Here is a 10,881-nt window from a genome sequence, read left to right on the forward strand (position 1 = left end):
GTGGGGGAAGAGAAAGTGAGCGGGGGGGTCTTTTTTGGGGGAGGTCGGTGTGGGGGAGAGGGGGGGGGAGAGCACCTTCTGGGCGGCCACACCTTCCGCAACCGCATGTTCGGCGGGTTTCGCGGGGCGGTGCCAGGGTGGGCGCATGACCGCACCGCTCGCCGTCCGCTCGCTGGCGCTGGGACTCGCGGCGGGCTCGCGCGCGACGCTCGGCGTCGCCGGCCCGCTGCTCGGCCCGGTGCCGGGGCACCGGCTGCCCACCCACCGGCTCCGCCGCCCGGCCACGCTGCCGCGCGTGCTCGCGGGCCTCGCCGTCGCCGGGGAGCTGGTGGGCGACAAGCTGCCCACCACCCCCAGCCGCCTCGACCCGCCGGGTCCGGACGTCCGGGCGGGGAGCGGCGCCGTCGGCGGCCTGCTCCTCGCGCTGCGGCACCACGCGCCGGCGCCGTCGGTCGTGGCGGCGATGGTCGCCGGGGCCGTGGGCGGCGCCGTCGGCACGGGTGTCGGGGCGGCGTGGCGCGCCGCCGTCGCGCACCGCGGCTGGCCGGACCTGCCCGCCGCGCTCGCCGAGGACGCCGTCGCCCTCACCCTCGCCGCCTGGGCCACGCGCGCCTGACCCACGCCCGCCCCGGCCCGTGGGCGCTCCTGGTCGCGCACCTCAGGGACGGTTCAGGGGCGGTTCAGGGGCGGCTCGTGGTGACGGGCCGCTGGGCGTCCGGAAGAGTGGCGCCATGGTGCGGGCGACGACGGGGCAGGCATGGACGCGGTAGGCGGCGTGGTCGGCGCGATCTTCGCGTTCGTCTCGACGGTGGCGATGCTGGCGCTGCTCGCCTGGACGGCGCGGCGGGTGATGGGCGCGCCGGTCGGCTGGATCCGGGCCGCGCTGGTCTCCCTGGCGGCGATCACGGGCGCCTCGGCGGCGCTCACCAGCGGGCTGCGCGCGGCGGGCTGGTGGAGCGGCGAGGGCACCCTCGAGGTCGACCCGTGGGTCGCGCTGGCGGGGATCGTCCTCGTCTTCTGCTGGGCGTTCGTGCTGGGGCTGTGCGTCCTGCTCGTGCTGGAGCTGCTGGTTCCCACGGGCACGCTGCCCACCCCGTGGCGCGCCGTCCGGCGGCTGCGGCAGGGACGCCGTGAGACGCGCCGGTACGCGCAGGTCGTCGCGATCGGCGTCCGGCACGGCCTGGGCGGGGCGTTCGGGCGCCACCGCCGCGACGGCGGCACGACGTCGCGCTCCGACGTCCGCCGCCTCGCGGTCGGCCTGCGCGACACGCTGTCCGACGCGGGCGTCACGTTCGTGAAGTTCGGCCAGACGCTCTCCACCCGGCGCGACCTGCTGCCCGACGCCGTCACCGAGACCCTCGCGACCCTGCAGAGCGACGTGCCCCCGGAGCCGTGGGACCAGGTGGAGGCGGTCGTCGAGCGCTCGCTCGGCCGCCCCGTGGGAGAGGTCTTCGCCGCGTTCGACACGGAGCCGCTCGCCTCGGCGTCGGTCGGGCAGGTGCACGCCGCCCGGCTGCTCGACGGCCGCGACGTGGTGGTGAAGGTGCAGCGCCCGGGCGCGCGCGAGCAGGTCGCCGTGGACCTCGCGATCCTCGGCCGGCTCGCCCGCAGGCTGGAGCGCGACACGGCGTGGGGCCGCGGCCTCGGCGTGGTCGCGCTCGCCGACGGCTTCGCGGCGTCCCTGCGCGAGGAGCTCGACTACACCGTCGAGGCGGAGAACACGCGTGCCCTGCGCACGGCGCTGGACGTCGTGACGCACGACGGCGCGTCGTCGGGCCCGCTCGTCGTGGTGCCGCAGGTGGTCGACGGGCCGTCGAGCGGCACGCTGCTGGTGCTGGAGCGGCTCGACGGCACGCCGGTCGGGCAGGCGCAGGGCGCGCTGGGCCGGCTGGACGACGCGACCCGCGCGGCGCTCGCGGACCGGCTGCTGCGCGCCGCGCTCGACCAGCTGCTCGTCGCCGGCACGTTCCACGCCGACCTGCACCCGGGCAACGTGCTCGTGCTGGCCGACGGCGGGCTCGGGCTGCTCGACATGGGCTCGGTCGGCAGGCTCGGCGAGCCCGAGCGGATCGCTCTCGGCGCCCTGCTGCTCGCGATCGACGGCGACGACGCGATCGCCGCCACCGACGCCCTGCTGGAGCTGCTCGACGCGCCGCCCGGCCTGGACGTCCGCCGCCTCGAGCGTGAGGTGGGGCAGCTCGTGCTGCGGTTCCGCGCGGGCGCGGGCGCGGCGTTCGCCGGGCTCGTGCGGCTGGTCACGGCGGCGGGCATGGGCGTGCCGCCGCAGGTCGCCGCCGCGTTCCGCACGTTCGCGTCGCTGGAGGGCACGCTCGACCTGATCAGCCCCGGCTACGACCTGGTGGCCGGCGCCCGCACCCACGGCCGGCCGCTGCTGCACCGCCTCGTCACCCCGGAGGCGGTGCGCCGCAAGGCCACGCAGCAGCTCCTCGGCTTCGCGCCCGAGCTGGAGCGGCTGCCCCGCCGGGTGACCCGCATCGTCCGGGACCTGGAGGAGGGGCGCTTCACCGTCACCGTGCGCGCGTTCTCCGACCCCGCCGACCGGGCCTTCCTGACCGGCCTGGTGCAGCAGCTCATCATGACGCTCGTGGCGGTGGGGGCCGTCGTCGGCGCGGTGGTGCTGTTCGTCGCCGACGGCGGGCCGATGCTCGCGCCGCAGCTGCCGTGGTTCACGGTGCTCGGCGCCGCGCTGGGCTTCGTCGGCACGGTGCTCGCGGTGCGGGTGCTCGTGGTCGCGTTCCGCGGCACGGCGCGAGACCGGTGGTGAAAGCCCCGCGGAGGGGCATGATCGGCACATGAGATACGCGGAGCACATCTCGGAGCTCGTCGGGCACACCCCGCTCGTCCGGCTCTCCCGGGTCACCGACGGTCTGAGCGCGACGATCCTCGCCAAGGTCGAGTACGTGAACCCCGGCGGGTCGGTCAAGGACCGCATCGCGCTGAAGATGATCGAGGCGGCGGAGGCGTCCGGAGAGCTGCGGCCCGGCGGCACGATCGTCGAGCCGACGTCGGGCAACACCGGCGTGGGCCTCGCGCTCGTCGCGCAGCGCAAGGGCTACGACTGCGTCTTCGTCTGCCCCGACAAGGTGAGCGAGGACAAGCGCGACGTGCTGCGGGCGTACGGGGCGCGCGTCGTCGTGACGCCCACCGCCGTCCCGCCCGACCACCCGGACTCCTACTACTCGGTCTCCGACCGGCTGGTGCAGGAGATCGACGGGGCCTGGAAGCCGAACCAGTACGCCAACCCGAACGGCCCGCTGTCGCACTACGAGTCCACCGGGCCCGAGGTGTGGGCGGACACCGACGGCCGGGTGACGCACTTCGTCGCGGGCGTCGGGACGGGCGGCACGATCACCGGCACGGGCCGCTACCTCAAGGAGGTGTCGGCGGACCGGGCCGACGGCGGCCCGGTCCGGGTCGTCGGCGCCGACCCGGCGGGCTCGGTCTACTCGGGCGGCGACGGGCGGCCGTACCTGGTGGAGGGCGTCGGCGAGGACTTCTGGCCGGGCGCCTACGACCCGTCCGTCCCCGACGAGGTCATCGCCGTCACCGACGCGGACTCCTTCGCCATGACGCGCCGGCTCGCGCGCGAGGAGGGCCTGCTCGTGGGCGGGTCGTGCGGGATGGCGGTCGAGGCGGCGCTGCGGCTCGCGCGGCGGCTCGAGGAGGAGGACGCGGCGGCCGCGGCGGAGGCCGTGATCGTCGTCCTGCTGCCCGACGGCGGGCGCGGCTACCTGTCGAAGATCTTCTCCGACACGTGGATGCGGTCGTACGGCTTCCTGCCCGACGAGGAGGGCGTCACCGCGGGCGACATCCTGCGCGCGAAGGACGGGCGGCTGCCCGACCTGGTGCACACCCACCCGAGCGAGACGGTGCGCGACGCCATCGAGATCCTGCGCGAGTACGGCGTCTCGCAGATGCCCGTCGTCGGGGCGGAGCCGCCCGTGAAGATCGGCGAGGTCGCGGGCGCCGTGACCGAGCGGGCGCTGCTCGACGCCGTCTTCTCCGGCCGCGCGTCCCTCGCCGACCGCGTCGACGCGCACATGCAGCCCCGGCTGCCGCTCATCGGGGCCGGCGAGGGCGTGGAGGCCGTGCGCGCCGCGCTCACCGACGCCGACGCGCTGCTCGTCGTCGAGGACGGCGACCCCGTCGGCGTCCTCACCCGCCACGACCTCCTGGGGTTCGTCGCGGGCCGGTGACCACGCTCGTGCGTAGGCTGGCCGGGTGAGCACCAGCGACCACCCCGACTGGACGACGTTCGGCTTCTCGACCCGCGCCATCCACGCGGGCCAGGACCCGGACCCGACGACCGGCGCCGTCGTGCCGCCGATCCACCAGGTCTCCACGTACAAGCAGGACGGCGTGGGCGGCCTGCGCGGCGGGTACGAGTACTCCCGCTCCGCCAACCCGACGCGCACCGCGCTGGAGGAGGCGCTCGCCGCGGCGGAGCACGGGGAACGCGGCTTCGCGTTCGCCTCGGGCCTGGCCGCCGAGGACACGCTGCTGCGCGCGGTGCTGCGCCCGGGCGACCACGTGATCGTGCCGGACGACGCCTACGGCGGCACGTACCGGCTCGTCGCGCGGGTCTTCGGGCCGTGGGGGATCGCGCACACGCCGGTCGACCTGTCCGACGTCGACGCGGTGCGGGCAGCCGTCCGTCCCGAGACCAAGGTGGTGTGGGTCGAGACGCCCACCAACCCGCTGCTCGGGATCAGCGACGTCGCGGCGCTGGCGGGCGTGGCACGCGACGCCGGCGCGCTGCTCGTCGTGGACAACACCTTCGCCACGCCCTACCTGCAGCAGCCCCTGGCGCTCGGCGCGGACGTCGTCGTGCACTCCACGACCAAGTACATCGGCGGGCACAGCGACGTCGTCGGGGGAGCGCTCGTCGTCGCGGCGGGCGCGGTGCTGCCGGGCGGTCTCGAGTCGCCTGCGGGCGGCACGGACGTGGCCGGGGCGGTCGGCTTCCACCAGAACTCGTCGGGCGCCGTCGCGGGCCCGTTCGACGCGTGGCTCACGCTGCGCGGCCTCAAGACGCTCGCCGTCCGCATGGACCGGCACCAGGCGAACGCGGCCGCGGTGGCGGACTTCCTCGCCGGGCACCCTGCCGTGACCGAGGTGCTCTATCCGGGCCTCGCGTCCCACCCGGGCCACGACGTCGCGGCCCGCCAGATGCGCGGGTTCGGCGGCATGGTGTCGTTCCGCGCCGGCAGCGAGGCGAAGGCGCTCGACGTGTGCGCGCGGACGCAGGTGTTCACGCTGGCCGAGTCGCTCGGCGGCGTCGAGTCGCTCGTCGAGCACCCCGGCCGGATGACGCACGGCTCGGTCGCGGGCACGTCGCTCGAGGTGCCCGACGACCTCGTGCGCCTGTCCGTCGGGATCGAGGACGTGGACGACCTGGTCGCGGACCTCGAGCAGGCGCTCGCGTAGCGGCGAGGGTCGTCGGTCAGCCGCGGACGACGGTGACGGGGCAGGGCGCGAAGTCGAGCACCTGACGGCTGACCGAGCCCAGCAGCAGCCGGTCGAAGCCGCCGAGGCCGCGCGCCCCGACGACGAGCCGCTCGGCGCCCTGCGCCGCGACCACTAGCTGCTTGGCGGCCTGGCCGTGCACCACCCGGCGGGTGAGCCGCTCGGGCGGCAGCGTCACCCCGGCCGCGCGCACCGCCTCGGCGAGCGAGTCGGCCGCGAACTTCTCGTAGTCGTCGACGGGCGGCGCCCACCCCCACGACCCCGGCAGCGGGGCCAGCGTCGTGATCTGCCACGCGAAGACGGCGTCGATCGACGCCCCGGTCCTGTCCGCGACCTCGCACGCGTGCCGCAGCGCGGCGACGCTCGGGGCCGAGGTGTCGACGCCGACGACGATGCGCGGCGCCGTCTCGGCGGGCACGTCGTCCTCCGGGGCCCCGTCGGGGTTGCCGTGGCGCACCACCGTGACGGGCACGACGGCGTGCTCCACGACCGTCGTCGACACCGAGCCCAGCACGGCCCGGCCGAGGCGTCCCCGCCGGCGCCGGCCGAGCACCAGCATGTCGGCGTCCGCGCCGAGCTCGAGCAACCGGTCGGCCGCCGGGCCGGGGAGCGCCGCGACCGTGCCGTCGACCTTGACCCCCGTGCGGGCGCGGGCCGCGTCGAGCAGCCCCTGCGCCTCCTCGCGCACCGGGGCCAGCGCGGCCTCGTGCGCGGCGGCGTCGGCGCCCTTGCCGGCGCCCGCGTCGACCATGACCAGCGTGAGCGGCACCGCGGCAGCGGCCGCCTCCCGCAGCGCCCAGTCCAGCGCCTCGTCCGACTCGACCGAACCGTTGACCCCGACCACGATGCCGCGCATCGGCCACCCCGACTCTCTCGTCGTGCGTCCGCCGCCCCCGTCACGACGTGCGGGGCGGCCCTGGCTTGCAGCATAGGTCGGGCGCCGTCGCCCGTCAGGGCGAGGTCACGGGACGTCGATCACGCACCGCCGTCAGCACGACGCCGGCCCGACAGGAGAGCGTCGACGGGCCGGGTCACGACCTCCACCCGGTCGACGAGGTCCGCGGGGCCGGTGACCACGAGGGCGCGGTCGGCGGCCGCCACGTACACGGCGGTGGTCTCGCGGGCGGTGACGCGGACACAGTCCGCCTCGTCGCCGTCCACGACGAACGTCCCCGTCGTCAGCGGGGCCTCGTCGACCTCGGCGACCAGGGCGCGCATCGCGCTGCGGTAGTCCTGGAACGAGTCCGCGAAGTCCGACCCGTCGCGCTCTGCGGCACCGTCGGCCGCCGAGCCGCCCGCCTCCTCGGCCGGTGCGGGCTCGACGGGAGCGGCGATGTCGGCGTGGGGGGGAGCGGGGAGGGGGGGGGGGGGAGAGGGGGGGGGTGCGTTTTTTTGGTGAGGGGGGGGGAGACGCAACACTCCGCGACCGCCGATTTACCGGGCCCGCCACGGGCCCGGCCCTGGCGACGCGCGCGCGCTGAGCGCGGCACCGCGGACGCCGACCTGACTGGCCCGGGCGGGCACATAAACTGACCCCGCCGCCCACACCCCTCGCAGGGCCCCTCTCAGGAAGGCACGCATGTCCACGCCCGCACCCACCCCAGAACCCGGCGTCGAACGGCAGAGCCCCGACCCGTTGGACGTCGCGGCGCTCGACGCCGTCGTCGACGAGGCCCTCGCCGCGGTCGCCGCCGCGCGCGACCTGGACGAGCTGAAGGCCGTCCGCACCGCGCAGACCGGGGACAAGAGCCCGCTCGCGCTCGCGAACCGCGCCATCGGGTCCCTGCCGGGGCCGGAGAAGGCCGCCGCCGGCAAGAACGTCGGGCCTCGCCGCGGCCGCGTGAACCAGGCGATCGCCGCGCGCCAGGCGGAGCTCGAGGCCGAGCGCGACGAGCGTGTCCTCGTCGAGGAGACCGTCGACGTCACGCTGCCGACGGACCGTCGCGCCGTCGGGGCGCGGCACCCGATCGAGCTGGTGCAGGAGCGCATCGCGGACTTCTTCGTGGGGCTCGGCTGGGAGATCGCCGACGGCCCCGAGGTCGAGGCGGAGTGGTTCAACTTCGACGCCCTGAACTTCGACCCGGACCACCCGGCCCGGCAGATGCAGGACACGTTCTACGTCGCGGGCGACGGGGAGAAGCCGTCCAACCTCGTGCTGCGCACGCACACGTCGCCGGTGCAGTCGCGGTCCCTGCTCGAGCGCGGCGTGCCGCTGTACGTCGCGTGCCCCGGCAAGGTGTTCCGCACCGACGCGCTGGACGCCACCCACACCCCGGTCTTCCACCAGGTCGAGGGCCTCGCGGTCGACAAGGGCCTGACGATGGCGAACCTCGTCGGCACGCTCGACGCGTTCGCGCGGGCCATGTTCGGCCCCGAGGCGCGCACGCGGCTGCGCCCGAGCTTCTTCCCGTTCACGGAGCCCAGCGCCGAGATGGACCTGTGGTTCCCGCAGAAGAAGGGCGGCGCGGGCTGGATCGAGTGGGGCGGCTGCGGCATGGTCAACCCGAACGTGCTGCGCGCGGCAGGGATCGACCCCGAGGAGTACCAGGGCTTCGCGTTCGGGATGGGCATCGAGCGCACGGCGATGCTGCGCCACTCGATCGCCGACATGCACGACATCGTGGAGGGCGACGTGCGCTTCTCCACCCAGTTCGGGACGGAGATCTGATGCCCCGCATCGTCACTGACTGGCTCGGCGAGCACGTCGAGCTGCCGGCGGACCTCACCGCGGAGCAGCTCGCGGCGGCCCTGGTGAAGGTCGGCCTGGAGGAGGAGGAGATCCACCCCGCCGCCGTCACCGGCCCGCTCGTCGTGGGCCGCGTGCTCGCGCAGACCCCGGAGCCGCAGAAGAACGGCAAGACCGTCAACTGGTGCCTCGTCGACGTCGGTCCCGAGCACAACGAGGCGCACGTCAAGGGCGTCGACGACGCCGACGTCCCCGCTGGCGGCGCGCGCGGCATCATCTGCGGCGCGCACAACTTCGGCGTGGGGGACTACGTCGTCGTGTCGCTGCCCGGCACCGTGCTGCCCGGCGGCTTCGCCATCGCGGCGCGCAAGACGTACGGCCACGTCTCCGACGGCATGATCTGCTCGGTGCGCGAGCTCGGCATCGGCGAGGACCACGACGGCATCCTCGTGCTCACGCGCGCAGGCTTCGACGCCGCCGACCTCACGCCGGGCCAGGACGCGATCGCCTTGCTCGGCCTCGGCGACGAGGTGCTCGAGATCAACGTGACCCCGGACCGCGGGTACGCGTTCAGCTACCGCGGCGTGGCGCGCGAGTACGCCCACTCCACGGGCGCGCGGTTCACCGACCGCGGGCTGCCCGAGAACCTCGGCACCACCCCGCCCGCCCCCACGGCCGACGGGTTCGGCGTCGAGGTCGACGACGCGGCGCCGATCCACGGGCAGGTCGGCTGCGACCGGTTCGTCACGCGCGTCGTGCGCGGCATCGACCCCGCCGCGCCCACCCCGCCGTGGATGAAGCGTCGCCTCGACGGGTCGGGGATGCGGTCCATCTCCCTGGCCGTCGACGTCACCAACTACGTGATGCTCGACCTGGGCCAGCCGCTGCACGCCTACGACCTGGACCGGGTCGCGGCGCCGATCGTCGTCCGCCGTGCCGTCCCCGGCGAGCGCCTGACGACGCTCGACGACGTCGACCGCGCGCTGGACGCCGAGGACCTGCTCATCACCGACTCGCCGGCGGGCGAGCGCGGCGCGCGGGTGCTCGGGCTGGCCGGCGTCATGGGCGGCGCGTCGTCCGAGGTGAGCCCCACCACGACCGACGTCCTGGTCGAGGCCGCGCACTTCGACCCGATCACCGTGGCCCGCACCGCCCGGCGGCACCGGCTGCCGTCCGAGGCTGCCAAGCGGTTCGAGCGCGGCGTGGACCCGCGCCTGCCCGCCGTCGCCGCGCAGCGGGTGGTCGACCTGCTCGTGGAGCTGGGCGGCGGCGCCGCGGACGGCGCCGTGAGCGACCTCGACACCACGACCCCGCCCAAGCCGGTGCGGCTCGACGTCAGCCTGCCCACGCGGCTGTCCGGCGTGGAGTACGACCGCGCCACCGTGGTCGGCATCCTCGAGCAGATCGGGTGCACCGTGACGGACGCCGTCGCCGGGGCCAGCGTGGACGCCGTCCGCGTGACGCCCCCGTCGTGGCGCCCCGACCTCACCGAGCCGGCGGCGCTGGTCGAGGAGGTCGTGCGGATCGCCGGTTACGACCAGATCCCGTCCGTGCTCCCGTCCGCCTCGGGAGGCCGCGGCCTCACGCCCGAGCAGCGGGCCCGCCGGTCGGTGGCGCGCGCGCTCGCGGAGGCCGGCCTCGTCGAGGTGCTGTCCTACCCGTTCGTGGGCGAGGCCGACCTGGACGCGCTCGGGCTGCCCGACGACGACGTGCGCCGCACCACGCTGCGCCTGGCCAACCCGTTGGCCGACGACCGGCCGTTCCTGCGCGCGGACCTGCTCTCGACGCTGCTCGAGACCGCACGCCGGAACGTCTCGCGCGGCCTGCCCGACGTGGCGGTCTTCGAGGTCGGCCTGGTCACGCGGCCGACGCCGGGCACCCCGGCCCCGCCGCAGCTCCCGGTGGGCGTGCGGCCGTCCGACGACGACCTGGCGGCACTGGTGGCCGCGGTCCCCGACCAGCCGCGGCACGTCGCGGGCGTGCTCACCGGCCGCGCGGTGCCCGCCGGCTGGTGGGGCGACGGCCGCGCGGCCGACTGGACGGACGCCCTCGACGCCGCGCGCCTCGTCGCCGAGCGCGCGGGCGCGGAGGTCACGGTCCGGGCCGACTCCGGCACGATGCCGTGGCACCCCGGCCGCTGCGCGGCGGTGACGCTGCCCGACGGCGCCGTCGTCGGGCACGCGGGCGAGCTGCACCCGAAGGTGGTCGAGGCCCTGGGCCTGCCCGCCCGGGCGGTGGCGTTCGAGCTCGACCTGGGCGCGCTGATCGCCGCCGGCGGGGACGCCCCGGTCGCGGCCGAGCCGGTGTCGGCGTTCCCCGCGGCGAAGGAGGACTTCGCGTTCGTCGTCGACGCGGGCGTGCCCGCCGCCGACGTGCACGCGGCCGTCGTCGCCGGCGCGGGCCCGCTGCTCGAGGACGCGCGCCTCTTCGACGTCTTCACCGGAGAGCAGGTCGGCGAAGGGAAGAAGTCGCTCGCCTACTCGGTGCGGCTGCGCGCCGCCGACCGCACGCTGACGGCCGACGACGTGCGCGCCGTCCGCGAGGGCGTGGTCGCCGCGGCGACCGAGCGTGTCGGGGCCGTGCTGCGTGGCTGAGCGCGCCGCCGGGTCCGGGCCGCGGGGCGACGTCCCCCCCGCCCCGACCACGCCCCTCCCCCGGGCGAGCCACGGCACCCGCCGACCCGTCCCGCCCCGGCCCCCCCCAGCCAG

General features: G+C 76.1%; 8 protein-coding genes. 6 read left to right on the forward strand and 2 right to left on the reverse strand.

All coding sequences use genetic code 11. The features are described from left to right. Positions 1-145: 145 nt before the first annotated feature. The 4 genes from ACFVS0_RS16645 (at position 146) to ACFVS0_RS16660 (ending at position 5,448) form a co-directional block, all read left to right on the forward strand. The gene (locus tag ACFVS0_RS16645) at positions 146-616 is read left to right on the forward strand and encodes a hypothetical protein (protein ID WP_430552544.1); all 471 of its coding nucleotides are present in this window, start codon (positions 146-148) and stop codon (positions 614-616) included. Positions 617-757: 141 nt separating this feature from the next. Beyond that, the gene (locus tag ACFVS0_RS16650) at positions 758-2,785 is read left to right on the forward strand and encodes an ABC1 kinase family protein (protein WP_430588576.1); all 2,028 of its coding nucleotides are present in this window, start codon (positions 758-760) and stop codon (positions 2,783-2,785) included. Between the two features lie 28 nt (positions 2,786-2,813). After that, entirely contained in the window at positions 2,814-4,217 is a 1,404-nt protein-coding gene (locus ACFVS0_RS16655) for a cystathionine beta-synthase (RefSeq protein WP_430552546.1), read from the forward strand. Positions 4,218-4,242: 25 nt separating this feature from the next. Beyond that, complete coding sequence (locus ACFVS0_RS16660; protein ID WP_430588577.1) at positions 4,243-5,448, forward strand: cystathionine gamma-synthase; 1,206 nt, start codon at positions 4,243-4,245, stop codon at positions 5,446-5,448. Between the two features lie 16 nt (positions 5,449-5,464). Here ACFVS0_RS16660 and ACFVS0_RS16665 read toward each other — a convergent pair whose 3' ends face one another. Both ACFVS0_RS16665 and ACFVS0_RS16670 read right to left on the reverse strand, forming a co-directional pair. Next, positions 5,465-6,343: a universal stress protein gene (locus tag ACFVS0_RS16665; protein WP_430588578.1), complete on the reverse strand. Its 879-nt coding sequence runs from the start codon at positions 6,341-6,343 to the stop codon at positions 5,465-5,467. Positions 6,344-6,462: 119 nt separating this feature from the next. Then, positions 6,463-6,705 (reverse strand): hypothetical protein, encoded by a 243-nt coding sequence (locus tag ACFVS0_RS16670; protein ID WP_430588579.1) that lies wholly within the window; start codon positions 6,703-6,705, stop codon positions 6,463-6,465. 361 nt (positions 6,706-7,066) lie between these two features. On the opposite strand from ACFVS0_RS16670, the gene pheS reads away from it, so the two are divergent. Together pheS and pheT are read left to right on the forward strand one after the other, a co-directional pair. Beyond that, positions 7,067-8,155: a phenylalanine--tRNA ligase subunit alpha gene (pheS, locus tag ACFVS0_RS16675; RefSeq protein ID WP_430588580.1), complete on the forward strand. Its 1,089-nt coding sequence runs from the start codon at positions 7,067-7,069 to the stop codon at positions 8,153-8,155. Beyond that, on the forward strand, positions 8,155-10,767 hold the full coding sequence (gene pheT, locus ACFVS0_RS16680; protein WP_430588581.1) for a phenylalanine--tRNA ligase subunit beta: 2,613 nt from the start codon (positions 8,155-8,157) through the stop codon (positions 10,765-10,767). Before pheS ends, pheT begins: the two co-directional genes overlap by 1 nt. Positions 10,768-10,881 lie beyond the last annotated feature (114 nt).

Origin of the sequence: Isoptericola sp. NPDC058082, from assembly GCF_042885055.1 — a bacterium.
Taxonomy (GTDB): Bacteria; Actinomycetota; Actinomycetes; order Actinomycetales; family Cellulomonadaceae; genus Isoptericola.

Excerpts from the sequence above, each read along its gene's own strand:
- ACFVS0_RS16645 (WP_430552544.1), top strand. The coding sequence starts at position 146 with ATGACCGCACCGCTCGCCGTCCGCTCGCTGGCGCTGGGACTCGCGGCG.
- ACFVS0_RS16650 (WP_430588576.1), top strand. The coding sequence starts at position 758 with ATGGACGCGGTAGGCGGCGTGGTCGGCGCGATCTTCGCGTTCGTCTCG.
- ACFVS0_RS16655 (WP_430552546.1), top strand. The coding sequence starts at position 2,814 with ATGAGATACGCGGAGCACATCTCGGAGCTCGTCGGGCACACCCCGCTC.
- ACFVS0_RS16665 (WP_430588578.1), bottom strand. The coding sequence starts at position 6,343 with ATGCGCGGCATCGTGGTCGGGGTCAACGGTTCGGTCGAGTCGGACGAG.
- ACFVS0_RS16670 (WP_430588579.1), bottom strand. The coding sequence starts at position 6,705 with ATGCGCGCCCTGGTCGCCGAGGTCGACGAGGCCCCGCTGACGACGGGG.
- pheS (WP_430588580.1), top strand. The coding sequence starts at position 7,067 with ATGTCCACGCCCGCACCCACCCCAGAACCCGGCGTCGAACGGCAGAGC.
- pheT (WP_430588581.1), top strand. The coding sequence starts at position 8,155 with ATGCCCCGCATCGTCACTGACTGGCTCGGCGAGCACGTCGAGCTGCCG.